Consider the following 26,824-nt stretch of genomic DNA (forward strand, 5'->3'; position numbering starts at 1 on the left):
ATGACGTCGGTTGCGTATTCGTCGACTGCAGTTCTGATGAGCAGCAGGAGGGGGGAACGACAATCAAGGCGTGCCAAAAGACGCGCCCTGATTGCTTGCAATACGATCAGTCCGCGTATTGTCCGGCGGCTTCGATAATCGGCTTCCAGCGTAAAACTTCGGATTCGAGTTTGGCTTTCAACGCGGCCGGTGTCGCATCGGATTCCGGAGACGGCTTTGTGCCGAGTTCAGCGAAGCGGGCGACCACGTTCTGATCTTTCAGGGCCACCTGAAGCGATTTCGACAGGCGCTCGGTAATTTCAGCCGGGGTTCCCTTGGGCGCATAGATGCCGTGCCAGATACCAACTTCCATGCCGTCCAGACCGGCTTCCTTGGTAGTCGGAAGGTCTTTCAGCACGTCCAGACGTTCGGGCGAGGTGACGGCATAAGCCTTGATCGTGCCTGCCTGAATCTGCTTCGTAGTGTTGGTGGTCTGGTCACACATGATGTCGACCTGACCGCCGAGCAGATCGGTCATGGCCGGGCCGGTTCCCTTGTAAGGAACTGTGACGAGCGGAGTTTCAATCGCACTCATGAAAAGCATTCCGCAAAGATGTGATGCCGCGCCGATACCAGCATTAGCGACCGTTGCGGTATCCTTGTTGGCCTTGGCATACTCGATCAGCCCCTTGAGGTCGGTCGGTTCAAGGTCCTTGCGCGCAACGATGGTCATCGGGACTTCCGTGACGAGGCCGACATATTCGAACGCATTCAGCGTGTCATAGGCGAGCTTGCGGTAGAGCGTAGCGCTCGTAGCCATGCCGATATGATGAAGCAGTAGCGTATAACCATCCGGATCGGCGGTTGCGACACGCCCCGCGCCAAGCGTTCCGCCTGCGCCGCCGACATTTTCAACGATAACCTGTTGTCCGAGATCCTTGGACATGGATTCTGCCACAAGTCGGGTGACAGTGTCGGTAGGCCCACCGGCTGAGAAGGGCACGACCATGGTGATCGTCCGTTCTGGATAATTCTGTGCCTGTGCGGTGAAAGCCGCAGTGGAAATAGCAAGTGTTGTCGCCAGAGTGACGATAAGCTTCATCATAGTGTCCTCCCAGACTATGTTGCGGCGGGCAAGCCCGTATTTGGATTTAGTTCCCCACGCCTCTTTGGGCGCTTCGGGCAATCAGATTCGATGTTACCAAGTCACTGCATGAAATGCTTCGACATTGCAGTTGCTCTTGAATCGGCATGATTATCCGTTGCTCTTTAAAGAGAATGTAGATGTATCCCGGCTGGTTGCCAATGCCTGAGCTTCAATGAAAGCGCTTATACTACCAAAGTCTGGGTAGCTCGCTTGTCGGGCTTGGGCGGTACGCTTGCATGCCGTCTCGCAGGACGCTTTCGTTGCTGAGCCACCGATAGTTATGAGTTCCTGTCTGGAATTCTTCTAAAAGTATGTGCATCCAGATATATTGCAATTCTGTGAAGTCTTTTCGTCAACTATTGTTTTAGCTAGAGATAAAGAAAATTCCTTGCTAGATGCAAAGCGCATTCATGGAAATTAGATTAGGAGAGGACTATTATGAAAAAGTATCTTCTGGGCGCTTTGTTCGTTGTTCTGGCTACCCCTTCCTTTGCCTGCACGGCTGAGGAAGTCCAGGCAAAGGCTATGGAAGTCGCCACGAAAATGCAGGAAGTTGCTGCTTCCAATCCCCAGAAAGCTCAGGAAATCGCTCAGAAAATGAGCGGCGCCCAGACACAGGCAACGAGCGATCTCGCAGGCGCATGCAAGGTCTATGACGATCTGCTTGCCGATCTCAATTCGTAAGAGTTCTACGGATCAACCTCTTGTCGGCTTGCTTGCGAGAGGTTGACCACTCAAAGTGAGATAATCGACAAGATTTCGCACAGGTGTGGCTAAATCTTCCAGAGACCGCACAGCGATTACCAAGTTTCTTCTTGCCCATGCATCGGTTAGCGTGACAGCCATAATTGGCACTGTCTTTCCGATCCGACGGGCAGCTGACAGTGGAAGGATCGCAATCCCAACATCAGCGGCAACCATATTGCCGATCCCTTCGAAAGTGCGGAGCCGCGTTCGAATTTTAAGCCGTCCCCCTAGCCGGACTGCCTGCATTTCGATGTGTTCCTGCAAGGCGCCAGCTGACAGGCCAATGAATTGTTCCTGCAGGAGATCCGAGAAACTCACGTGCTTAGATTCGGTCAGTGAATGGTGCCTGGCGGTGATTACCACAAGTTGATCTGTCGCAAATGGGACCAGTTCCATTCCCGCGGTGTCTGCCGCATCCGATAAAATTCCGATTTCAACGAAACCCCGCAAAACCGCACGGGCGATATCGTTGCTCTGCCGTTCTTTCAGCTCCACATCGATGCGAGGATTCTTCGACATCCAGGCGGCAAGCCTTACCGGAAGATACTCAGTAACGGCAGCGGTATTCGCCGCGACGCGAATGGCCGTACGCATGGCTTTGGCATGCAAGCCCAATTCGCTATGCATGTCGGCCATCTGTCGCATCACTGTCCTTGCATGGTGGACAAGTGCTTCTCCCGCTTCGGTAAGGGCAACGCCACGTCGCCCTCGTTCCAAGAGCAAGACTTGCCCTGTAGCCTCCATATCACGCAGGCGTTCGCTCGCGGCTGGAAGCGACAGTCCGATTTCAGCCGCACCGTGGGTGATGCTGCCGGTATCGGCGACGGCGAGGAACAGGCGGAGGTCGGTAAGATCAAAACGCATAAGCAATGGTAACGTGAATTCTGCCTATGGGAAAGCCGAAGGCTGGATGAGGAACTTCCGCATTCCGTCCGCTGGTCATGTCGCTATAGGAGGAGCATGACTTATTCATTCTTCTTGATCCTGACGATTGTGATTACGTTCCTCGGCGCCGGCTTTGTCAAAGGTGTGACAGGAATGGGACTGCCCACGGTCGCCATGGGCATACTGGGCGCGCTGATATCTCCGCTTGCAGCAGCAAGCCTGTTGATTATTCCGTCCTTCGTTACCAATCTTTGGCAGCTTTTGGCTGGGCCTCGCTTCGGCCAACTTTCGCGACGTCTCTGGAGTATGATGTTTGCCATAGTAGCCGGAACCATCGCGGGAACTGCGGTTCTGGTTGGCGGAAACATTGCAGTTACTACATCGATGCTGGGCTTCTCGCTTGTTATCTATGCAGCCTATACGTTGTTTGCCCGCCAATTATGGGTGCCGGAAAGGCTTGAACGCCTGCTGTCTCCTGTCGTCGGACTGTTGACTGGCTTGATTGCGGGTGCAACCGGAATATTCGTCATTCCGGCTGTGCCCTATCTGCAATCGCTGGGTTTCCGAAAAGACGATCTCGTGCAGTCGCTTGGGCTTTCCTTCACCGTTTCGACCGCAGCACTTGCGGTCGGGCTCTCGAGCAGACAGGCCTATTCGGGTGATCTCCTGCTTGCATCCGTTCTGGCGGTCGTTCCTTCGCTGGTTGGCATGTTCATAGGGCAGGCTTGCCGCCGCAAGATCCGACCGGAAAACTTCCGTCGGTGGTTTCTGATCGGCCTTATGATACTTGGGCTTGAGATGGCATTGAGACCGTTGTTCTCGATGAGTTGATGAAAGGAGAACGATTTTTCCCTTCTGACGCGCGGATACGGATTTGCTTTCTTGTTCGAATCCGGCAAGGGCAGGATATTGTCTCACCCCCAAGAGAATAGTCTTTAGCTTTAACGGGTTTTCGCTAAAGCTCCCTTTCATCGGCCTGATTGACGGAATGTCCCAGAGAGATACTGAACAACACCAGTCGCGCGCGTTCCGACTGTTCAAACCGGTGCTTGCCGGTGCGACGCTGCGAGAACGTTCAATGGCCTGCCTCGGTGCACTGCTGGGTATTGCGCTGACCGGTTTCTTATCAAGCATGTTGCTGGGGAGTGGTCCGCATCTGCCCTTGATCGTAGCGCCGATCGGCGCTTCGGCGGTTCTGCTCTTTGCCGTTCCAACAAGTCCGCTGGCCCAGCCATGGTCGATTATCGGCGGCAACACGATTTCAGCCTTTGTGGGGCTGGCCGTCACCCGGTTTGTCGATGATCCGGCTTTGGCAATTGGCCTTGGCGTGGCGCTCGCCATCGCGGCGATGTCCGTTACCCGCAGCCTCCATCCGCCCGGTGGCGCAGCGGCGCTCACTGCCGTTCTTGGTGGTTCAGCGGTTGCCAAGTGGGGCTTGCTGTTTCCGCTTGTGCCGGTTGCACTGAACTCTTGCCTTCTCGTCGGCCTTGGTATCTTGTTTCACAAACTGTCTCGCCGGAAATATCCGCATGTGGCGGCGGCTGTTCCGGTAAACAAACACAGCACTGAAGATCTGCCGCCTTCAGTTCGGATAGGTATCCGCGAGGAAGACATCGATCGCGCCTTGCTTGCACTGGATGAAAGCTTCGATATTGACCGAAACGATCTTGGACGTCTGTTGCGGCAGGTGGAGCTTGAAGCGTCCATTCGTTCGCATGGTGATCTGACATGCGCGGACATTATGTCTCGCGATGTCGTCAGTATCGATGAAGATGCAACGGCGAGCCAGGCGCGTGACCTGATTCTGCGACATAATCTCATTACATTGCCGGTACGCGGATTCGATGGCCGCCTGAGGGGCGTCGTCGGTTTGCGCGAATTGATGCATCCGGGCGACGATTTCAAAAACTATATTGTGGAGGCTCCGACCGCTTCGCAGGTCGATCCGGCGATGAGCCTTTTGCCCAGCCTGACAGATGGACTGGCGCATGCTGTCGTGGTCGTTGATGAAATGCGCCGCATCATCGGTTTGGTATCGCAAAGCGATCTTCTAAGCACGCTTGCGCGTTCACTTCCCAATGAACAACAGGTGCCTCTGAAAGCAGCATAACCCGTCGGGCCTATGCTTCTCTATTGAATTGAAATGGTTTTCCGGGCAGGGTTTCCTGACCCGGAAATCTGCAGCAGGTGATTATGTCCGTCCAGCGCGCGAGCTTCTATATTTTACTGGCACTGGTCACGATCGCCTTTGCGTGGCTGCTCCTGCCTTATTATTCGGCGGTTCTCTGGGCCGTTATCCTTGCCGTGGTTTTCTCGCCGGTGCAGCAGCGCCTTGAACGCCTGCTCGGGGGCAGGAAGAATATCGCGGCGCTGCTGTCCGTGTTGATGTGCATCTGTCTGGTCATCATTCCCATGCTCGCGATTTTCGGCTCACTGGTGCAGGAGGGGAATTCTCTCTATCAGCGCCTGAGCAGTCGTGAATTCGATCTGAACAGCTATATCTCACGCATTCTCGGCGCTTTGCCGGATTCGCTGGAAGAATGGCTGACTCGATTTGAATTGGGTGATTTCGCAGAATGGCGCGCGCGCATATCGTCTGCGATCATGCAGGGCAGTCAACTTTTTGCCGGAAGATTAGTCAGCTTTGGCCAGAATACGCTGCAATTCTTTATCGGCTTCGGCATCATGCTCTATCTGCTGTTTTTTCTGTTCCGCGACGGTGCGGATTTGGGGCGGAAGATCAGGCAGGCCATTCCGCTCAACGATGATTATACGCGGCAATTCCTGGAAAAGTTTACAGCAGTCATCCGTGCCACAGTGAAAGGCAATATCATTATTGCCATCATTCAGGGCACGATAGGCGGGGTGACTTTCTGGTCTTTGGGCGTAGAAGCGGCTCTGCTTTGGGGCGTGTTGATGACGTTCCTCTCCATGCTGCCAGCTGTCGGTGCTGCACTTGTCTGGGTTCCGGCGGCGGCCTGGTTCTTTGCAAGTGGGGAATGGATTAGCGGCGGTATTCTGGTCTTTGTCGGCGTATTCGTGATCGGACTGGTCGATAATCTCTTGCGCCCTCCGCTCGTCGGAAAAGGTACCCGTATGCCGGACTACGTCGTGCTGATCTCCACGGTTGGGGGCATTTCACTGATCGGGATCAATGGTTTCGTGGTGGGGCCGCTGATTGCTGCGATGTTTATTGCAGCCTGGTCGCTTCTAGCAGAAGAACAGAAGGGTAATAGTCCCGCTCAACTGCCAAAAGACTAAACCTTTAGGCGACCTTGAGTTCTGCGATGGGAAGCCCGGTTTCGGTCATCTTGTTGTCGACACCGTTTTCATCGAGAAACTGCTTCATCTCGGCATAGGTCTCGAACCAGGCCCGGTTGTATTTGTCGAACAGCGCCTGGTCCCAATAGTCTTCCAGTCGGAAAGGTTTGTCGCTGAAGACGTCATAACTCGGTATCTTGTAGGTTTCGGCGAATTCGGCAGTGCGGCTGTCATAGGTGAAATAGATGGACGGCACGCCATTGGCCAGTGCCATCAGATTACCATGCAGACGATAGCCGAGAACGAGATGCTGCCTGCGCACCAGTTCCTCGTAATCGGCAACGACATCCGAATAGAACATGCGATGGCGATAGAGATTTTCTATCGTTTCGTCGAAATACCAGTCCGCTGTCCAGCGATGGTTCTTGAGGGCTGCAATAGCCTCTTCCTTCTGCTCCGCCGTGCCGAAGACCATCTTCTTTTCATCAATCTCGCCCTGCGCCATCAATGTCACATCGAAGCGTTTGGCCATGGATTTGATGAGGTCGCGGTGACGGGTCAGATATTGCTCGATATCCTGCGCATAGGCTGGTGAAACCTCGCGGCGAACCGTAACGCCGACCTTTGCAACATTTTCCAGCGGTGGCAATTTGATACGCAAATGCTGGTTGTTGCGACGAAACGCAGTCGGACAACCGATAATGCGCACATTGCGGATGCCGATATCGTTCAACACCTGGGCGGTATAAGCGCCACGCACACCGATGGACGTCGTGGAATCTGCGATGATGCGTAGGACCGCTTTCGTTTCTTCGGAAAGTTGTATTTCCCCTCTGACCGGCGCCTGTGCTCCGACACCAAAGGCAATGACCGGCAGTTTCAGCCGCTGCAATACCGGGATTGTGTCGCGCCAGTTCATGTCCTTGTGGATATAGTTCGAGCCGCGCAGGATCACATAATCATACTCTTCGCGCAGCTGATCGATCTTCTCCGGAGAAAAGTTGGTGATCGGGAGTTCGGAAGCCTTTTCGTAATTCATCAGCTTCAATGATGACTCGAAGACGAAAGCATCGCCGATATTGTGATAATGATTGATGCTGCCCTGAACGTCGGTGTGACGATACCAGCGGACATTGTCGTGATCGTACACTTCTCCCGCAGGGATCATGACGAGGGCGCGTGCCATACGGTCTTCCTTCTTCTAAAGATACCGGCAAGCCAGGCTCAGCTTGCCTGAGAAAGGGCAGTTTCCGAAACCGCCGGTTTTTGCCTGCGGGGTTTTGAATCACGCAGCCGGTTATAAAGATCGAGATGCTCTCTGGCGCAGTCGACATAATGGACCGGATTGCGGATGGAGTGATGCAACCTGTCCCATATGCTCGGCTCGCTCAGCACCTCTGTAAAGCGGTCGGCCAGATCCTCGGCGCTGCGAACGCGGAAATGCAGGCCGTCTTCGCCGTCGCGGATTTTTTCGGCCATGCCGCCAATGTTGGAACAGATGACCGGGCGGCGATGATGCAGGGCCTCCTGAATGACGATGGGTGAATTTTCCCACCAGATGGACGGCATCACCACCCAGTCGACCGACTGCATGAGGCGTGGCATTTCGGCATTCTGGTAAGCGCCGTAGAAACGCACGCGCGGGCCAGCCTCTTCAATCAGTTTCTGCATACGTTCCTGAAAAGCGGGCGGCTGCTTCTCCAGATTGCCGCCGAAGATCATCAGGCGGGAATCCTCACCCCATACCTGTTCCGGTACACGCGATACGGCATCGACCAGAACGTCTATGCCCTTGAACGGGTTGATCTGACCGAAAAAGGCAAAGCGGCTGCGACGCGGGTTCGGGCCGGTCAGCTCGCGCGGAGGGGTAACATCGCGGATGGCGATACCGTTCTCGATGACTGCCATCTTGTCCGGGTTCAGGCCCCATTCGAGATAGCGATTGGCAAGGAACTCGCTCGGCGAGACGAATGCGTCGGCCAGTTCCAGCATGCCGCGTACCAAACGTTCTCGCTTAAGGAAACGCGCTGGCGGAATTTGCGGAAAACAGGCGTGGCAATCGATGGGGGATGCTTCATTGCAGAGCTTGGATGTGCCAGCTTTGACCATTTGTCCGTCATTATTGCAGATGGACAGGAACTCGTGAAACGTCACCAGAATGATGCGATCCGGCAGCGCCTCGCGAATGGCATAAAGCGTTTCAAGCCCGAGGCCCAGAACATGATGGAAATGCACGATGTCCGGGTCGAAATCGCGCACGAAGCGTAGAAGGTCACGGCGGATCTCATCGGTGTTCTTGTTCGACAGGTAGAAGTGGTCGTATTCGTCGGCATGGAACAGGATTTCGTCGCTGGCGCGCCGCATGCTCATGAGCGCCGTCGTGCCGTGCCGCGGAATCGGGTGTGCGGCTCGCGCCAGATAGACCGACTGCACATCGGGAAGGGCGTTCAGCCCCTTGTGCAGATTGTAGGAAGCGATCTCACCGCCGCCGAGCGAAATCGAAGGGTGGGCGTGCGAGATGACAAGAACGCGGAGTTTATCGCTCATGCCAGTTCCTCCGCCTGTATTTTGCGCCTGCCGGCGAGAATGGACGACCAGCGGGCGTCGAAGACCTGTCGGTCGATGCGCTCGATGAGAGCTATGGTCGATGCCCTGTCGGTTACGGATGTATCGTCCGCTCCCAGCATCTGTGCCGAAGGCAACCAATAGGAGCGCAAGCCCGATTGTTTCAATTTCAAGCCAAGGTCCAGTCCCTTTTCATGGGTGCCGAGATAACCGCGGGTAAAGCCGCCGACGGAAAACAGGGCTTCACGCGGCAGAATGCAGCATTCAAACGTCGCCGTTGCCACTTCCGTCAGGGACATTCCAGAAACAGCATCGATGGGATAACCGGCATAGCGGCTGATCAGGGCGCGATCCGCCGACATGCCGGATTGCGGTCCGGCAACCCAGGTTCCCGCCCAGCGGATTGAATCATCCTCATAGGCAAGAGTGGGAGACAGAACGCAATCCTTGTGCGCTTCATAGGCGCTGATGAGCTTGTTCAGCCATCCGGCGCGGCGCGGCAGCAACGATCCAGCCAGAAATATGACCTGATCCGTTGAAACCGTGCGGGCGCCGACTTCCAGCGCATCGTAGAGGTCTTCCGATCCCGTGGCCGAAACGAGCCTGATGCGCAGGCGGTAGAAATCCGCAAGACGCCTGATCAGCACGCCGACACGGTCAATGATCTCGGTCGCAGCCGCGACCACGATTGGCGCGATGCGGGTTTCAGGGTCGAGCGCAAGCAGCGCCAGCAAGGGTTCGATTTCCTCGACGCGCTCGTCGATGCCGATGATGAGCGCCGGTCCTATCGCATCTTCAAAGGGGCCGAGGTCAATCACACCGAAGACTTCCGGTGCAGGACGGTTGACGCCCCGCAGCAATGGCACGAGCTGCTGATCGACGATATGGCGCAGCGCCCATGCATTCGGGTCGGTTGCGCGAATTTGCCGGACGATGGCATCCCGCGAGGTCACGCGGGTCGGTGTCAATGGAAAGAACGCGCGCCGACCATCGCTGATCGCAAGTTCGAGATAGAAAGGCGCGGTGCTGTCACCGGCAAGCTCCGGCGCGAAGGCGACGAAACCATGGGCATGACGGCTAGGGTCAAGGCCCGCATTGAAGGGCGGCTGGTTGTCGAATTCGCGTGTGACGTCGGGCCGGTCGATGCGGGTCCAGGTCGTATCGATCTGAATTTCACCGCGATGACGGCGCAGCTTCACGCTTTCCACATGGCTGTCGGGATCGAGCAGCCAGCCGGAAACCAGCATGCCGCTGCCTTCCACCCGGAAGACATTGTCGATCCCCATTCGGACAGGAAAGGGGAGGCCCGACACCGTATCCGCGCCATCGAAACGGTTTGCGGCGGAACGCATGCGCAGCAGAATGTCAGTCGAGCTTCGTACTCGTGGCAGGATCGCCCGAATATGGCCCGGCGTTTCACGCGAACCGGACAACAGCCTGCGGTCATAAACTTCCGTAAAACGCCAGCCCCTTCGCCCGCGAAACAGAAGTCGTTCGATATCAGTTGGTTCCACTGGTTCATTGGCAAGCAGAAGACCTGCAAATCCGGAAGCTTCATCGTTGAGGTCAGGCCGTGCAAAAACACTGATCGCGCATTCAGCAAGCGAAGGATTCTTGCCGCTAATCAGCAGTCGTGTGACGGCGGGGGTTAGATCCTGTGACCAGCCCTGAACAAAAATCTCGCCTTCATCGCTGCCACCGATAAGTTCTATGCAACCATCGGAGCGGGCTCCTGCCTGCAGCAGAACGGTGATGGCCGAAAGTTTTTTTCGGCTGATGGGGCCGGAAATCAGCCCTTCCACCAGTTCATCAATGACGCTCGGCAAGCTCGGTCCGGCAAGATCGCCGATCATCGCGACAAAATCGGCGATGGAGGCAGAGCGGGACGCGAAATTGTAGCGGGCCACCTTTGCCCGGTGCTGAAACATGATCGTCTTGAGAGTACCGCGGCGCAAAGCAGCGGTTGGCACGATGGCGACAAAACCATGTGTCCCGGCAGGCGAAGGCTCCTTGAGTGGCCACGTGATCAAACTTGTCTTCACGCTCATGGCGGGATCGCCATTGAGAAAAGCCGTCACCTGATCGCTTGCAGCACTGCCGATGCCAAGTACCAGCACCAGTGTATCTTCGATCACACTGCCGACGACCATTTCGCCCTCCATCATCATGGGGGGACGATCCGGCGTGCGTACCTGTCTCGAGGCAATTTTTTGCGTGTTGGGGCGTTCGTCTTGCACCATGCGGCTCGTCCTTAGGGCATGACCGCAAGTGTGAGAAGTGCGCCAGCGACGAACCCCGTCAAAACGGCAGCCAGCAAGAACAGGAATTTGAGGTCACCGCCGCTGCGCTTGCGCACGTCATCCATGCGCTGTTCCAGCCCAGCAACAACACCGTCCATGCGCATGATATGCACGTCGAGTTCAGTCATGCGCTGATGAAGATCGGTGCGTAGGCCGTCGACGGAACTGGCAATATCCAGCAGTTCCGCCGGTGCGGCATTGCCGGATGCATCGAGCGTTGGCGCGACACGCTGCAACGAGCGCTGGTTGACCTGCAACTGGCGTTGCGCCGCCATCAGCATGTCGAGCTTGTCCAGAATGCGCGTCATGGGCGCGGCGATAAGCGCTTCGGCGGCCTGTTCGTCGGGCTTCGGCACGCGCAATTTCTGCTCTGTGCCAGCCGAATTGGCGGCAACCACCACCAGTTCGCCAGCCCGAACAGCTGCGAATTGCGGCAGCATCACTTCAAATGCATGTTTGCCATCGCCGATGCCGTTGCGCTTCAGGTCGGGGCGATCCTTGTCAGCAGGTGCTTCAGCGATAGGCTTATCATCGAGCAGGACGCGGATCAGAAGCCGTTCCGTCGGAACGGAAGGGTCGAAGGCCCAGCCGTAGAGACGGCCTTCTTCGATGGCGTCAACGCGTCCTTTCATGGCTTCGGTCCTTTGAGGCCCGGCGGTGGCATTGGGTGCCGCTGCCTGCTTGGTATCCCCCTCGGATGGAACTTTGGTCGCGATGTTCATGATTTACCTCTTATGCTGCCTCGACACGTGCAATACGCAATGTCCCGATCAGATCGAGGTAGCGTGCGGCGGTCGTGTCGATGGTGTCCGGATGACGCGCATTCTCGCTGAGCGACTGGCGCAAATCCGGGTTTTCCGCCATTCGGCGCATCGCTTGGGCGAGTGCGAGCGGATCATTCGGCGGAACGGTGAGGCCATTGACCTCGTTTTCGATCATTTCGGCCATTCCGCCGATATTGCTGCATATAACGGGACGGTTCTGTCCCTGTGCTTCCTGAATGACGAGGGGCGCATTTTCCCACCAGATCGACGGCATGATTGCGCAGTCCACGGTCTGGATTAGTTCGGCGATATCCTCGCGGCGATAAGCGCCCCGGCGCTGGACGAAAGGATATGTCTCGGTAAAGAGCCGGTCGATTTCGCTGACGAAGCTTTCGCTTTGAAACGGCGCTGCTCCATGTACGCGCAATTCAAAATCGAAATCTTCTGAAATGAGCTGCTGTGCTGCTTCAAGCAGGACTGTCGCGCCCTTCCACGGATTGAGATTGCCGAAATAGCCAAAGACCGGTTTGCTGCGTTCGACCGGCCGCATTTCCATAGAAGGACGCTCCGGCTGGCCGTTGGGAATGACGGTGATCAGTTCTTCCGCAAGACCCCATTCGACGTAACGCTGCTTGAGAAATTCGCTCGGTGAAACGAAAGCATCGACAGCGCTCAAAAGCGATTTGATATGCCGTTCGCGCAGCACGAATTTATCCAGCGCAATGTCCTTGAAACAGGCATGGCAGCGATCAGGACCGGCTCCATGGCATAGTTCCTTGCCGGTGGTGCGGACCATCAGACCGTCATGGTGGCAGATGGGGTAATAATCGTGCAAGGTCAGCACGATACGGCAATCCGGTAGAGTGCGGCGGACAATATGCGGGAATTCGGCACCGAGCAAAAGCAGGTGGTGCAGATGGACGACATCTGGCCTGAAGTCCTGCAACAGTTCAACGATGTCGGGAACGATCCCGTAAAGGTCGATCTGGCTCATGTAGAAGCGGTCGAAATGGCCAGACCAGAGCAGGATTTCGTCACCGCCATTGCCAATGCTCTGGAAGCTTGTTCCTGGGCGGGCCTCACGATGCACCTTGTTGGTGGCGCCCATGAACATGGCTTCGCAACCTGCACGCTGATAGGCGCGAAACAGATCATGCGCGAAAATTTCCGTTCCACCGGGGTGCAGAGACGGATGGTTATGGGCTGCTATGAGAACACGCTGAGCCATCAGGCAGCACCTCGCGAGGCGATGAAAATATCCTGATAGTGATCCGCCTCAATACCACGCCAGTGACCGAAGGATTTTGTGTCGAGCGTAAGCTTCGCGCCGGCAAGGGCGCGGTCCAGAAAACCATTTTCAAACCCCACGGCTGCAAGCGGCGGCAGTTCCGGCACGAACCAGCACGGCCCGCTGCCGTGGCGTTCAAATGCAAGCCGCTTGTCGCGTTTGCCATTGCGGTCGCGCGCGGCCACATCATCCACGACGAACGCCGTCATGAACAGTTTTCCGCCGGGAGCGAGGACGTGGGATACCTGATCGAGATAGGTTTTGACTTCATCTGATGGCAAATGCGTGACCACGGATGTCATGATGACGAAATCGAAACTCTTGTCCGCGAATGGCAGAGTAAGAGTGAGCCCGTTTACCGCCCCTTTGGGGTTATAGAGGTCATGGGCGATATCGATGTGACGGAACTCGAAATTCGGGTAACGCGACGTGATGTTCTGGCGGCACCAATTCACGCCGCCCGCTACGGGATCGATGCCGGAATAACGGGCTTTTGCCGGGTCGAGATATTGGGTCAGCGGCACTGCCATGCGGCCGATGCCCGAACCGATGTCGAGCACGCGCGCGTCGGGCTGAAGGCCGCCCTTGCGAATAAAATGCCCGAGAAACTCCGCTCCGACCGCACGATAATCACCATCGCCGACGAACACGCTGTTCGGATCGGGTGAGGGCAAAAAGCGGTTCTTCAAAACAGACTGCATCAGCCAGTCGATCTGCGCATCGGGTATTGCTGGTTTGGCTTCAAGGTCTGGCTGTTTCAGCGCTACCACGTCCGTCAAGCGGCGCTCCTTTCAGATTTGGTCATGATCACATTGGACAGGTCGGCAGTGCCTTCCTGTTCCTGTGGCAGAGCCATTAATTCAGTAATGTCATCATCCCAGCGCTGTGTGTGGAGCCAGGAATTATATTGGCTGGCAAGGCCGCGCATGTAATCCGCGCTGCGGCGGATCGAGCGGCGCTCGAAATGATAAAGTGCTACGGATGGTTCATAGAATATCTGAAAGCCCAGTTGCCTGATCTTCAGGCACAGATCGCTGTCCTCGTAGTCGCCGATGATATAGTCCTCCGTATAACCGCCGACGAGATCGAATATATCCTTGCGCGTTATCAGGCAGGCGCCGGTGACGCCCGGCACCTCGCGCGGACGCAGCGCTGGCGGATAGTTGCCTGGCATACCCTTGTAATAGTGGTGATTCAGCCAGATACCCTGACGGTCGCGAGCAAAATAAAGCCCCGCATGTTGAAGTGAACCATCCTCGAACAGAAGGCGAGGGCCGATTGCTCCGAGCTTTGGCTGGTCGAATAAAGGCTGGATCAGCCGCTGCAACCAGCCATGTTCAGCAGGCACGACGTCGGAATTCAACATCACGATAGTCGTGCCGGTGGCAATGCTGGCGCCGGCATTGCAGGCACGCGCATAGCCGCCATTGCGGTTCATGATGGCAAGCTTGAACGGCATGTCGTGCAGGATGTGCAATCCGCCCAGCATGTGTTCGGTATCGTCCTGAATTTCAGGTGAATCCAGCACGAAGATGAATTCTGCGTTTTCAACCAGCCATGGGTCCGTCGCCATGGACGAAAACTGGAAACGCAGGAAGTCGAGATTGCGGTACAGCGGAATGACGATGGAGGCGAACGGGGATGCTGGTGTCGTTCCGTAATCCTTCACCTCGGATATCCGCACCGTTGCGGCGAGCTTATTCTCGACTTCGGTAAGCGCCGGTCCAAGAATATGCGAGAAGACGTGCGGCCTTGCCTGTTGCGGTGGCACCGACCGCAAGATACGGTTGCGTTGAGCGGAAGGTTCAAAGGGCTGCGGCGCGGGCACCAGCGGCGCGGTCGCGCCCGATGCAAGGCGCATCTGGAACCGCGGCTGCAAAAGCGGCCCGAGATTTTGCACCGAAGGAAGCCAGGCGACAAAGCCGGTCACATCCTGCTGCGGTTCGTCTTCCCGTTTCGCGATCTTTCCGGCAAATTTATGAAAATTGGGCTTCAGCGACAATGCGCTGCCACCTTCTGGAAGATATTCGATATCTGCAAGCATGGCGGCCGGATCATGCATCCATCCGCCAACGATCAAGCCACCGTCAAGCGCCAACGCGAGATCGATTTCCGCTGCCGGATGGGTAGCAGACTGCGCGATCTGGCGAACAGGCAATGGCGTACGCGTTTGCAGATCAATGGCAACCGCAGCACCAGCGGAGCTTAGCTTGCCGAGCTGGCGAACAAGAAACTCCCGCAATGCGCCATTGCCCTGCCATTTGGTCCACCATTTGGCGAAATCTGTTTGTTCGCCGGTCGTAGCCGCGAGTTTGCGAACGGCAACACCTTTCTGGCCGGTCAGGACCAGCAACAGCGATGACGGCAGATCTTGCGCTGCTTCCAGCAGAAAATGGCATGGCTGCCAGGCGTTGCGAGCCTGCTTGCCCACCACAAATCGTGGCGGAATGACCATGACGCTGCCGGAAGTGATGCCGTAGATGGCCGAAATCTCACCCAGCATCGGGTCGACCGCAGTTTCAAGGAGATGATGACCCTGAACCGGTTCGCCGCAATGCTGGGCCTCGCGCGGTTCCGGCGTCAGTGCGAAAGTCAGGTCACGCACGAGGGATGCGAAAGTCTGGTTTCGCGAAAGCCGGAAAGTGCTGCGCCACGTGGTCAGCAAATTAGTGAGAAGCTTGATATGTCCGGGCAGAGTAAGTTCCCTGACGACATATTCGACATCGAAGGGAGCAAGTTCGTTGGCCGGATAGATGGCCGCTTGAGCAGTGGGGCCAAGGGAGCCAGCAGAGAGCGAAAGTTCTGCGGGCTCGTTGCCGGTGCGCAGGGCCCAGAACATGCGTAAGCCGCCATTCTCGAGCGGAATGCCGACGCTCAGCAGCGGGACTGGCTGAACTGGCATTTCAAACTTGCATTTGGTGGTTGTTCGAGCCGGGCCTGGGATATCCCAGATGACCACAGCGACATCGGCGCAGAGACGGCAAATGGAGAGGTTCTCGGTTTTGCTTTCAGTGTCCGCCGAATGGTCGAGGTTCAATGTGAGGCCCTTTCATTCTTGCAGGAATATCGGCTTGCAGGAAAATCCCGCTTGCCGGAAGGCCCGGGCACGCACCGCCAGGGAGTATGCGTGCCCGGTGAAGACGAAACGTGCCCGGCGGGAGGATTGCCGGGCACGTTCTCAATTGTTCAATTAGTGAACAGTGAAGTACTGGTCGGGATGGGCCTGTACGTCGTCTGCATTGGTGTTCACGAGGGTAACGGTATCGCCATTGCCGAGATCGACAACGACATTGCCACCAACCTGCGTGACGCGATCGGCAAGATCGTCTGCGGAAGAGACATCAAGGCCATTGATGCCCTTCTGAATCTGCAGAATGTCTTCACCGGGATTGAAGTCGAGAATGACGTCGTTTCCGCCGCCACCATTGAACAGGAATGTATCGCTGCCATTTCCGCCGATAAGGATATCGTCACCGGCACCGCCATCGAGGATGTCGTTGCCGTTACCACCTTGCAGGATATCGTTTCCGTCGCCGCCAAAGAGAAGGTCTGCGCCATTGCCGCCCTGAAGAACATCGTCTCCAGCACCGCCAAACAGCACATCATTCCCATTGCCGCCGCTCAGGACGTCGTTTCCTGCATCACCGAACAGAATGTCATTCCCATTTCCGCCGAAAAGTAGGTCATCGCCGTTTCCGCCGAAAAGGGTGTCGTTCCCGTTGTCGCCGAAGATGGTGTCATTGCCATCACCTCCGAATACGAGATCATCGCCGCCATGGGCACGGATGAAATCGTCAAAGCGGGAGCCGAACAACACGTCGTCGTAGGCGCCGCCTTCTAAAGTGGCCATCTGCTTCTCCTTGTGTTCCTGTATGGGGTTTCCACAAGCCGGAATGCTCCGACCATTATGCTCTTAGTAGTCTGCGCTGCATTAATTGGAATTGCAACATTGGTAATTGGTATAATTGCGGCATCTATAAGTAACAAATTATTACCATTAATTTATATTTCAGTTGTGTAAACACATATGCGAATTACATTTGTGATTATTATAATTTATATTTGCTACGTATTTCTATTTAAATTAATTCAAAATTTGAATAATATTGCTTTACATCGAAAAATACCAATTTATTTCAATAATATGACACCACGTACGTTGATTTATACGCGGTGTCCAAATTTTCTAGAATTTCAACCTATGATCGATTTCTACTTCGGAATACTCTTGTCGCTAATCTTCGCGGAAGGCGCGGTTCAAACTATCCGTGATAGGTGAAACCAAGTAATCGATGGCACGACGCTCCTTGTGTACGATGATTATCTCGGCAGGCATGCCTGGATAAAGCCGTGCCGCTGGATTTGCGGCAAGTGACGCCGGAGTAATTTCGGCTCGCGCGACGAAAAACGCGGTATCTGTCTTTTCGTCGAGCGACTGATCGGCCGCGATATAGGTCAGTTTTCCGTCGAGCGGCGCCATTGAGCGTTGATTATATGCAGTCAACCGGATCTGTGCGCCTGCGCCAACCGAAATGCTGTCGATATCGCGTGGGCTGATTTTCATTTCAACGACCAGAGGCTCGTTCTCCGGAACGATATCCATGATCGCTTCGCCCGGTGCGATGACGCCGCCCGGCGTGCGCAGTCGGATGTTCGCAACGATACCGTCTTGCGGAGAGGTGACTTCCACACGACGCATCACATCCTTGGCGGCAACGATGCGTTCTCGCACATCCGAAAGTTCGACTTGGCTCGATGTAATCTCGCCAGCGATTTCGGACTGCAGGTCGCTTTCGATTCCCGTCAGGGCGAATTCAGCTCCCGCCTTTGCTTGTTCTGCCTTCGCCTTGTCACCGGCATATTCGCCACGATCACCCGCAAGCTGACTGAGACGCGTATCGATTTCCGTGAGCTTCGACTTCTGGGCAAAGCCTTTTTCAACGAGGCTGGCAATTGCTTTGCGTTGATCGCTGATGAGTTCAATCTGCCGATCTGTGGCAGCAATCTGTGATGTGGAAGCCTTGGCTTGCTCCGTATATTGCTCGATAGTCTTCTGTTGTATGTCGATCTTGCTCAGTTTTTGGGCAAGCCGCTTCTGGAAAAAGATGTTTTCTGCACGAATGGCGTTTTGCGCGTTCTCGCCGCCATCGGCGAAACCTTCTGGAAAGCTGATTTCTTTTTGACCGGATTGCTCGGCACGCAGGCGGGCCAGTTTTGCGATCAAACCGATGCGCCTGCTTTCCAGCGACTGGAGATCGGAGCGGGCCTTGGTGTCGTCAAGCCGGAGAAGTGGCTGGCCGACCTTGACTATGTCGCCTTCCTGTACGAGCAGGCGATCGAGAATGCCGCCTTCAAGATGGCTGATCGTCTTGCGCTTCGAATCGACGATCACTGTGCCCATTGCGACTGCTGCACTGCCCAGATTGGCAGAATAAGCCCAGGCGAAAAAACCGCCGAAAGCGACGCCGATTGTGGCAAGGCCAGCAATGATGAGGCCGCGCAATGGTGATCTCGAATCCTCTTGCTCCAGATCAAGCGCCCATTCAGGTTTGACGCTTCCGAAGCGGGTGAGGGCCTTGTGATCCGACGATTCTGCACGCGGCGCGAGCAGGCTGGAAACACGACGAGGAATAACCGATTTACCCATCATGCGTTTGCTGCTCCCATTTGTGGGCCATTACTGGCGGGTGTCAGTGACGCGACGACATCGGTGCGCGGGCCGAACTGTGAAATGCGCCCGTTTTCGAGGACGAGCAGCTTGTCGGCGACCTGCATGATAGACGGCCGATGTGCGATCATGATGACAATCGCGCCATCGTCACGGGCGTGTTCGACCGCCCGGATCAGCGCACGTTCGCCAACGGCATCAAGATTTGAATTCGGTTCATCGAGGACGATCAGGCGCGGGCGGTTGTAGAGGCAGCGAGCCAGCCCGATTCTTTGGCGCTGGCCACCCGACAGCGTCAGGCGACCGTCACCGACCGGCGTATCATAGCCGAGTGGCATACGTCCGATCATTTCATGCACATCGGCAAGGCGCGCGGCTTCAAGCACGCGGTGCGGTTCGCTGTCTCCCATGCGGGCGATGTTGTCCTTGATGGTTCCATCAAGCAGCGAGACAGACTGCGGCAGATAACCGGCTATCTCGCCAAATGAGCCGCGTTCCCAGAGAAAAACGTTGTTGCCGTCCAGGAAAACGCCGCCGGATGTCGGCTTCACGATGCCGATCAGCAGACGGGCAAGCGTTGATTTACCCGCAGCCGAGGGGCCAACGACACCAAGAACTTCACCTGGCGAAACAGAGAACGAGATTCCCTTGATGATCGGAACATCGACGCCGGGAGCGGCGTAAATGAGCTTGTCGATTACGAGATCACCGTTGGGGCGCGGTGTCGGCATGGTCTGTCGAACGGCCAGATTCTCAGAAAGCAGTGATTGGACACGCTTCCAGCTCGCAATAGCGCTGACCCACTGACGCCAGTTTTCGACGATTCGATCGAACGGCATCAGCAAACGACCGATGATGATGCTGGTTGCAATCATCGCGCCGGGGGTGATTTCCTGCTGCATGGCGAGGAGTGTGCCTATGCCGAGCGACCCGATCTGGATGATGAAGCGCGCTGTGCGGGCAATCGAGGATAGGGCGCGGGCACGAGTGCCGCCTAGGTCGAGCACTTCGAGCGCCTGAACCTGCATCGTACGCCAGCGACGCGCGAGTGCCGGGAGCATGCCCATGGCTTCGATGACTTCGGCGTGGCGCAAGCTGCTGCCGATTTTCGAGACCGCTTCGATGTTGGCTTGATTCGCTTCCTGAATCAGGTTTCGGGTCAGGAGATCAGTCAGCAGTCCACACGCGACCAGAATGATCACGGCGACGAGGCCAATCACGCCCAACATCGGGTGAAGCAGGAATAGAACGCCGAGAAAGATAGGCGACCATGCTGCATCAAGTGGGGCATTGATGGCGGGTGAGGTCAGGAAACTGCGCAATTCGTTGAGATCGCGAAGCGTCTGAGTCGCTTTCGGCATACCCTGATTCACCGAAGCTTGTACCGCTGCCGTCAGAACCGCCAGGTTTAGACGACGTACAAGGGCACTACCCATGGCCTGGAAGGAAAGCGAGCGGATATATTCCAGCACGCCGAAGACCAACATGGCTCCGATGGCAAGCACGGTCAGCATGGTAAGCGTATCCATGCTTCGGCTGTTCAGCACCCTATCATGAACCTGCAACATATAGAGGGGTACAGTGAGTTGTAGCAAATTGATACAGGCACTGAGGAGTACCGCATAAAGTAGTCCCGACAGGAAAACGCGGCGCGCCTTGAAAATCAGGCCTTTGGGCGTAGTTACCGAATCGTCCTGCCCCTTTTTGTATGCAGGGCTCTTGCCAATCGAATTGATTTCGCGAGTATCATTCATACGCTATCTGCCTTGGAATGGTCACAGGTGGCGGATATCCCTAAAAACTGTGTGCTAGTTCTCAAGGTCAGTAAAGTAATACTGCAGAGAATGTGACAGAAAAAAGTTCTTACGGCGGGGAAATGCGAAAGGAGAAAAGAAAATATAACTGAAAATTTCTTCAAAATTTGAAGTAAAATTGAAAATGGAGAGCAAAAGATGCAAAAACTTCTACACGAGGGAGTGGAAGTCGAAACATCAGTCGATGGCTTTACTGCCGTTGATTTTCCTGAAGTTACCGCCGAAAAACAGGAACGCAGACATCCGGTTCATACAGTTGTTATCACGCATTTCGAACTGGCCCGGATGATAGAACGAGTAAACCGCCGCTTTGTGAGTCTGCTGAAAACCGAGCTGACAAAGTTAGGCGTGGAAGATATCGGTCCGGCCCAGACCTTGGTTCTGATGGCTATCGGCGATGTCGAGCTCACTGTGGGTGAACTACTGGATCGCGGACATTACGTCGGTTCCAACATTTCCTATTATCTTAAACAGCTTACGGACGGTGGGTACGTTGATCGCGTCGCTTCGCAGAGGGATAAACGGTCCGCTCGTATCCGCCTGACAGATAAGGGGGAACGGCTGTGCGCAAGCTTGCGGAATGCAAGCCGGGCTTACAACCATATCCTCACCCGGGATGATGACGATCTCAGAAATCTTGAGATTGCCTACCAGACTCTGCACAGGCTGGAGCTCGTGTGGGGCAATGCCGCACGATTTGGCATTTGATATGTTGCGACGACTTTCGGCCGCTGGCCGAGCACGTTTCGTAACATGCGTATAGCATTTGTGCATAGGCGCGGTTTCGGCCAATTCGCTGCGCTAGCCGAAAATCTGGCTACCAGTGGACATGATGTAAGCCTGATTTGCGAGACGGTGGACCGTCGCCTCCCAGCGGTCCGCGTCATACGCCATAGGGTTGAATCTGGTCCTCGCACCGGCGGTGCGATGGCCAGATATCTTGAAGTACCCGATCATCATACGAGGATCGGGTACCGTGTGGCTGAAACCCTTGAATCCATGGCTCGTCATGGCCAGGCGCCTGATATCGTCGTCGGTCATATTGGCTGGGGCAGCATGATGTTCGTCAAGGACGTATTGCCCTCGACAGCTGCTCTGGGGTATTGCGAGTTTTTCTACCGTGCCAATGGTGCAGATGTGGGCTTTGCGCCCGGCGATAAGCCGGATATCGAGACTCGCAAGCGCCTGCGTCTGCGCAATATGGCGCAGCTCGTTACCCTTGAGGGGATTGACGGCGGGTTTAGTCCGACGCACTGGCAGAAAAGCCTCTACCCACGATCCGTGCAGAATCGCATTGCCGTGGTGCATGAAGGGGTAGATACAAAACTTTTCTATCCGGATCGACATGCAACAATTCAGTTGCCGGATGGGCGGACGCTGAAAGTAGGAGAATCGCGGGTGATTACATTCGTCGCCCGCGATCTCGAGCCCTATCGTGGATTTCCACAAGCGCTTGAAGCTGCGGCGAAGGTCATTCGCCGAAACGACGAAGCGATCTTCGTTTTTGTCGGCGGCGATGGCGTGAGTTATGGAACACCGCCGCCGGGCGGCGGTTCGTGGCGTGAGCATCTTATCAGGAATTTCGATCTGCCGCCGGATCGTATCGTGTTCCCAGGCACAATCCCGCATGCCCAGCTACGGAAACTCTATCAGATATCGACTGCCCATATCTATCTGACTTACCCGTTCGTTCTGTCCTGGTCGGTCGTGGAAGCGATGGCCTGCGGAGCACTCATCATCGGTTCGGACACGCCGCCTGTGCGGGAAGTGATCCGTTCGGGTCAGAATGGGCTGCTCGTGCCGTTTTTTGACTCGGATGTGTTGGCGGAAGTGATCATGAACGTGCTTCGTGATCCCGATGCATGCCTTCAGATGCGGGCGGCAGCACGTCGAACCGTTGAAAATCGGTTCAAGTTGTCGGATTGTTTACAACAGCAAAAAACCTTGATCGACGCAGTATTGAACGGGAGATAATCAGTATGTGGCGAAAATCTGGCGTTCAAACAATGATTTAGAAATATAAAATGCCGTGTTTCTACGTGTTTACGCTGTATTTTCAATATACATGAACATTATTTCAAAATTTGAATTAAAATCACTCCAAATATTCGCAATATTATCATATAGTTGATGCTATAAGTCTGTTGACAATACATAGTCTGTATTTTCTCATTGTACGTGCAGGCCGAGACTCCCAAGTCGGCCCTCACACAATGGATGATTATGTTGAGCACACCACTTCCTGCGATCTCGGCGCGGAAATCCCGCCGATATGCCATTGCTTCGATGCGTGATCGTGAAGCGCTGGAAGCGACGTCTCTGGGCGAGCTGACTACCTTTGTCGAAGGAGATGGAAAACGTCTTCGACTGGCGAACACATTTCCGCTCATCGCGGTTGCTGCTTCGCAAGAGGGCGAGAATGAGTTGAAGGCGATTCTGCAGCAGGTTTATCGTCTGAGTACCATTCCGGAACTTCCCGTCGTGCGGATCGACGATGCGACAGCTGAAACTGTTCCCCTGCTGGTTACGCAATTGCTCGAGAGCAGTCTGGATCGTCTTGTCGGCCATGTCAGCAGGGTTCATACCGAGCTTGCAATGCTGCGTCGCGAACGCGAGACGATGTTCGAGAATTACCGGGCAATCGAAGATGCATTTCATGCTCGCAACTGGGATTCCTCGACAGAGATATTCAGTCATTCCCCTTTGGTCGATCCGAAGGATGAAGGCTTTGCACGCCTTCTGCGTGAATCGGAAATTGAACAGCTATTCCCGGTTTCGAGCTACGCTGTTTCAGGTTTTTCTCTGCATTTCCGTGACTTGCCTGCCAATCGCAACGGCCAGCTGATCGTCACGCTGGACTATCTTGAAAACGGTGAGGGGATCGCCGAATGGCTGGTGCCTTACGGTGCGCTGCATTCGGAATGGAACTTCTTCTCACTTCCCAAGGCATGTGACGGAAACCATCGTACGTTGCGTCTGCGCATCTCCGCTACGGGAGGAGTGCCACCTGAACTATCGCTTGGTAACGTGATCGCCAATGAACGTTATGCGGCGCGGGCCCGCATTCCGCATGCCGATCTCGACATGCGCCCGCTGGCGTTGCGCATTTTCACCGGCTTACCGGGTGTTCGTCCGGCGTCATTGCCGAACGCCATCGTGCCGACTTCGCTGATCAACGGTCGCAAGGTAGATGATTATCGTCTGCCGATTGAATTGTTACGCAATGTGGCCAACGTTTCCGTTACGCCGATTACGCCCGATTTCCCGACTGTGCGTTTTCTGGAACACGAAGATGCCATCGGCTGTCATCCTCTTGAAGAAGGAATCACCGCAGCCGCAATCCGTCGCGTGGTTGCACCGGGTACCGTGCGGGTTTCGGCGCGTGCCGTGATCGACCATCCGGAAGGCCAGCCCTGCGCGGTCGGCCTGTTGCTGGTCAATCTGGCTTCGGATGTGAAGGAGGAAATCGATGCGATTTCCAGTCTCGACCGCCGTCGTCAGCAGGTGTTGTTCAGCGGCTGGTCGGAAGTTGCGCCCAATCGCCCGATCGACATCAACTTCATGCTTGAAGAACCGATTGATCGCACCATGGATCTCGTTGTCCTGAGCAAGGCAGCCGCAGATTCTGTCGACTTTTCCTGGCTTAAAGTCTTCAACTTCCGGCTGGTCAAGCACATCGAGGCGCGTCCCGTCCAGGAAATAGCCAAAGAGGCCGCGAATGTACGATAGATCGAAGGATTTGATCGTCGTTGCCATGCCGCTCTATGGCCATGCGGCGCTGGCGCTTGAAGCGCTGGAAAGCGTGCTGGCATCGGAAACTGTTTTTCGAACCCAGGTCGTGGTGTCGGTCGATGGCGATCCGCGCCGCGAAGTGTTCGACAGCTTGACGCTCTATGCGGCAGCCCACCCCAATATTCACATCATCTTTGGTGAGAATGCCGGTCCCGGTGGCGCGCGCAATCGCGCTGTCGATTATATTCTCGAAGAAATGCCAGATGTGAAGGCGGTGTATTTCGTCGATGCCGACAACCGGGTACAGCCGCAAACCATCGATACGCTTTATCGAAAGCTTCTGGCGTCGAATGCAGGTTGGGTCTACACTAATATCGACACCTTCTCAGTAAATTGGCGCGCGCATTATGGTGACGGCTATTCGCGTCTGATCCATTGTATCACCGATAATATCTGCGATACGGGATCGATGATTTCCGCGGATGTCTTCCGCAGCGGCGTCCGTTTCGACGATGACCGCCAGAATGGTTTTGAAGACTGGGAGTTCTGGCTCTCGGCGATTGAAGCGGGTTTTGTCGGCGCGCCGTGTCACGATACTGGCTTTGAATATCGCCTGCGTGCAGAAAGTCGTTTCAAGGAAGCCAATCGTGATCGTTCCGGTTCGATCAGCTTTTTGCGCAAGCGGCACAAGGCGCTGTTTCGCCGCCCGACGCTTGTGGGCTTCGAGCATGAGGAATGTCCGCGCTATGGCGTGATCCGGGCAGGCGAGGGGACGGTCAGTCTTTTCACCGATCTCAGCCTAGGCACCACGGATCTTAAGTTCGATGATGCAATTCGTGCATTCTGGGGCAGTGTTTCCGAACCGGATAATTTTCATTTTCCGCCATTCCTTGCCTCGTCCAATACGGAGACGCTTAAGCTTCTGGCGCGTTCACGGCTGTTGCCAAATATCCTGTCGCGGCTCGAGAAGCTGTCGGAACAGGCCAACATCGTCTTTGTGGAACTGACCAATGTCGAAGACGAACGGCGTATCGACACCGAGATCATGCCGTCGGGTACGCGCCAGCCACATGCCGATCTGATTTTCGTCTCGACGAAGTTGATCAAGGACATCATTGAAAATGATGCACTGGATTGGTTCGCTTCGTTGGGTACACAGCAATTGTGGCCCACATCGGCGCGGATGAAGGTCCGCTTTCCTTTCCCGCGCGTACGTCAACGCCGGGCCTTGTCGCGGCCTGAGCAGTCGATGCTTAATCTGGTCACATCGATTGCCACAAGCCCGCTGAAGCAGAGCGCTGCCATCCGTTGGACGTGGCGCCCGCGCCGCTTGCCCGCTTTGTCGGACATGTATCAAGTGCTGCGCGATGAGCTTGGCGGTGGGCCTGTCCTGCCGCTCGCACATAATACCGCGAAGAAAAAGACAGCTGCTGTTCTGGTGCCGAATGCATCGTTTGGCGGCGCGGAAAAGGTGGCCTATGCGGCTGGTCGCGAACTGAAGAATCAGGGCTTTGAAACCCATCTCTTCGTGCTCGGCAATGAACGCATGGATGTGCTGGACGAGTTCGACCAGTCCTTCGATTATCTCCACTTTTGGAAGGATGGCATTCCTGCCTGGGGCGATACAAACCGCTTTCTCGGTCAGGACTTCATCACCGAGGACCATCCACTTGACTGGAGTATCCTCCGTGGCCAGCTTTCAGGTTTCGATTTGGTCGTGAACAACCATGTCATGGCGGCGCATCCGCTGATGGGCAAGCTGAGATCCGAGGGAACGCGCACGGCCTGCTATCTCCATGTTGTGGACGAGACGGTCTTTCGCCGTCAGGCCGGGCAACCCTATGCGGCTATCGCCTTCGAACATGCCTATGATGCGTTTCTCACCTGTTCGGATCAGCTGAAGATCTATCTGCACAGTTTTGGCGTACCGTTTGAGAAGGTCTTCTCGGTGCCAAATGGCGCGAGCTTCTCCATCGATGCGAAGCAGCGCGCGCAGGTGACGGCTGCCCGCAAGGAAGGCCGCAAAGACCGACCCATGCGCATCCTCTATATGGGCCGTCTCGACCGCCAGAAAGGCATTGATCGGCTGCATGATGCAATCATGAAGCTGAGAGAGCAGGGCATTTCCTTCGACGCGCAAGCGATTGGCGGAGAGATTCTGTCCGACGATCCGAGCGCGTCCTGGATGACGAAGCTGCAGGACGCGGGTGTTTGTGTGTCACCGCCGGTTTTCGACGGCAAGGACATCGCAAACCATCTTGCCTGGGCCGATGTGCTTTTGATGCCTTCGCGTTGGGAAGGCGCTCCATTGATGATCGCCGAAGCGCAGCAGCTTGGCTGTGTGCCAGTGGCAACAGCAGTTGGCGCGGTCGATGAACTCATCAATCATGGTCGCGACGGCATCCTGATCCGCAATGGCAATGATGCGCAAATCGTCGCCGACATGACGCGTATCCTGACCATTCTTGCGCAGGACAATGACGCCCTGATGCGCACTGCTGAAGGCGCGCTTGCCTCGGCGGCGCACCGCACATGGAGTGCTGCATTTTCCGACTTCACGGATTGGGCCAATGAAATCAGCCCTGTCTATCCGAAATCCCGGTCTTCACAGCCGGACGTTACAGATGATGCCAGCGCGATTGCCGTTCTCCCCGGTCGCGCGGTTGCCTGATTA

The 26,824-nt window shown here is 55.6% G+C and carries 20 protein-coding genes; 8 read left to right on the forward strand and 12 right to left on the reverse strand.

The features are described from left to right. Positions 1–106 precede the first annotated feature (106 nt). Positions 107–1,084, reverse strand: coding sequence for a tripartite tricarboxylate transporter substrate-binding protein (locus tag JNC70_RS11780; RefSeq protein ID WP_104754437.1), 978 nt, complete (start codon positions 1,082–1,084; stop codon positions 107–109). Between the two features lie 480 nt (positions 1,085–1,564). On the opposite strand from JNC70_RS11780, the gene JNC70_RS11785 reads away from it, so the two are divergent. Further along, complete coding sequence (locus JNC70_RS11785; protein ID WP_104754438.1) at positions 1,565–1,810, forward strand: hypothetical protein; 246 nt, start codon at positions 1,565–1,567, stop codon at positions 1,808–1,810. Between the two features lie 12 nt (positions 1,811–1,822). Here the strand turns inward: JNC70_RS11785 and JNC70_RS11790 are convergent, their stop codons facing one another. Next, positions 1,823–2,737, reverse strand: coding sequence for a LysR family transcriptional regulator (locus JNC70_RS11790; protein WP_104754439.1), 915 nt, complete (start codon positions 2,735–2,737; stop codon positions 1,823–1,825). Positions 2,738–2,833: 96 nt separating this feature from the next. On the opposite strand from JNC70_RS11790, the gene JNC70_RS11795 reads away from it, so the two are divergent. The 3 genes from JNC70_RS11795 (at position 2,834) to JNC70_RS11805 (ending at position 6,019) form a co-directional block, all read left to right on the forward strand. Beyond that, positions 2,834–3,589: a sulfite exporter TauE/SafE family protein gene (locus JNC70_RS11795; protein WP_104754440.1), complete on the forward strand. Its 756-nt coding sequence runs from the start codon at positions 2,834–2,836 to the stop codon at positions 3,587–3,589. Positions 3,590–3,746: 157 nt separating this feature from the next. Next, positions 3,747–4,868, forward strand: a complete 1,122-nt coding sequence (locus JNC70_RS11800; protein ID WP_104754441.1) for an HPP family protein — start codon at positions 3,747–3,749, stop codon at positions 4,866–4,868. 83 nt (positions 4,869–4,951) lie between these two features. After that, a complete protein-coding gene (locus JNC70_RS11805) occupies positions 4,952–6,019 on the forward strand; it encodes an AI-2E family transporter (RefSeq protein WP_104754442.1) in 1,068 nt (355 codons plus the stop codon). Positions 6,020–6,023: 4 nt separating this feature from the next. Here JNC70_RS11805 and JNC70_RS11810 read toward each other — a convergent pair whose 3' ends face one another. The 10 genes from JNC70_RS11810 to JNC70_RS11855 all read right to left on the reverse strand — a co-directional run bounded on the left by JNC70_RS11810 (position 6,024) and on the right by JNC70_RS11855 (position 20,358). After that, entirely contained in the window at positions 6,024–7,205 is a 1,182-nt protein-coding gene (locus JNC70_RS11810; protein ID WP_104754443.1) for a polysaccharide pyruvyl transferase family protein, read from the reverse strand. A 38-nt stretch (positions 7,206–7,243) separates the two neighbouring features. Then, a complete protein-coding gene (locus JNC70_RS11815) occupies positions 7,244–8,566 on the reverse strand; it encodes a glycosyltransferase family 4 protein (protein WP_104754444.1) in 1,323 nt (440 codons plus the stop codon). Next, positions 8,563–10,824, reverse strand: coding sequence for a glycosyltransferase family 2 protein (locus JNC70_RS11820; protein WP_374788594.1), 2,262 nt, complete (start codon positions 10,822–10,824; stop codon positions 8,563–8,565). Before JNC70_RS11820 ends, JNC70_RS11815 begins: the two co-directional genes overlap by 4 nt. Positions 10,825–10,835: 11 nt before the next feature. Next, positions 10,836–11,606: a hypothetical protein gene (locus JNC70_RS11825; protein ID WP_104754446.1), complete on the reverse strand. Its 771-nt coding sequence runs from the start codon at positions 11,604–11,606 to the stop codon at positions 10,836–10,838. A 10-nt stretch (positions 11,607–11,616) separates the two neighbouring features. Beyond that, the gene (locus JNC70_RS11830) at positions 11,617–12,876 is read right to left on the reverse strand and encodes a glycosyltransferase family 4 protein (RefSeq protein ID WP_104754447.1); all 1,260 of its coding nucleotides are present in this window, start codon (positions 12,874–12,876) and stop codon (positions 11,617–11,619) included. Further along, entirely contained in the window at positions 12,876–13,715 is an 840-nt protein-coding gene (locus tag JNC70_RS11835) for a class I SAM-dependent methyltransferase (RefSeq protein ID WP_104754448.1), read from the reverse strand. The genes JNC70_RS11830 and JNC70_RS11835 overlap by 1 nt, the downstream gene beginning before the upstream one ends. Beyond that, positions 13,712–15,973 carry a glycosyltransferase family 2 protein gene (locus tag JNC70_RS11840; RefSeq protein WP_104754449.1) on the reverse strand — a complete coding sequence of 754 codons (2,262 nt, stop codon included), beginning with the start codon at positions 15,971–15,973 and terminating at the stop codon, positions 13,712–13,714. The genes JNC70_RS11835 and JNC70_RS11840 overlap by 4 nt, the downstream gene beginning before the upstream one ends. Before the next feature lie 153 nt (positions 15,974–16,126). After that, positions 16,127–16,786: a calcium-binding protein gene (locus JNC70_RS11845; RefSeq protein WP_104754450.1), complete on the reverse strand. Its 660-nt coding sequence runs from the start codon at positions 16,784–16,786 to the stop codon at positions 16,127–16,129. A gap of 384 nt (positions 16,787–17,170) precedes the next feature. Beyond that, entirely contained in the window at positions 17,171–18,586 is a 1,416-nt protein-coding gene (locus JNC70_RS11850) for an HlyD family type I secretion periplasmic adaptor subunit (RefSeq protein ID WP_104754451.1), read from the reverse strand. Beyond that, the gene (locus tag JNC70_RS11855) at positions 18,583–20,358 is read right to left on the reverse strand and encodes a type I secretion system permease/ATPase (protein ID WP_104754452.1); all 1,776 of its coding nucleotides are present in this window, start codon (positions 20,356–20,358) and stop codon (positions 18,583–18,585) included. Before JNC70_RS11855 ends, JNC70_RS11850 begins: the two co-directional genes overlap by 4 nt. Positions 20,359–20,556: 198 nt before the next feature. Between JNC70_RS11855 and JNC70_RS11860 the strand changes: the two genes are divergently transcribed. From JNC70_RS11860 to JNC70_RS11875, 4 genes are all read left to right on the forward strand, one after another. Then, the gene (locus JNC70_RS11860; RefSeq protein WP_010658636.1) at positions 20,557–21,126 is read left to right on the forward strand and encodes a MarR family winged helix-turn-helix transcriptional regulator; all 570 of its coding nucleotides are present in this window, start codon (positions 20,557–20,559) and stop codon (positions 21,124–21,126) included. Between the two features lie 45 nt (positions 21,127–21,171). Next, a complete protein-coding gene (locus JNC70_RS11865) occupies positions 21,172–22,392 on the forward strand; it encodes a glycosyltransferase family 4 protein (protein ID WP_104754453.1) in 1,221 nt (406 codons plus the stop codon). Between the two features lie 249 nt (positions 22,393–22,641). Continuing rightward, complete coding sequence (locus JNC70_RS11870) at positions 22,642–24,147, forward strand: DUF6212 domain-containing protein (protein ID WP_104754454.1); 1,506 nt, start codon at positions 22,642–22,644, stop codon at positions 24,145–24,147. Then, the gene (locus tag JNC70_RS11875; RefSeq protein WP_104754455.1) at positions 24,137–26,821 is read left to right on the forward strand and encodes a glycosyltransferase; all 2,685 of its coding nucleotides are present in this window, start codon (positions 24,137–24,139) and stop codon (positions 26,819–26,821) included. Before JNC70_RS11870 ends, JNC70_RS11875 begins: the two co-directional genes overlap by 11 nt. The last annotated feature ends 3 nt before the right edge of the window (positions 26,822–26,824 follow it).

The sequence above is a fragment of the Brucella oryzae genome (assembly GCF_041929965.1).
Lineage (GTDB): Bacteria > Pseudomonadota > Alphaproteobacteria > Rhizobiales > Rhizobiaceae > Brucella > Brucella oryzae.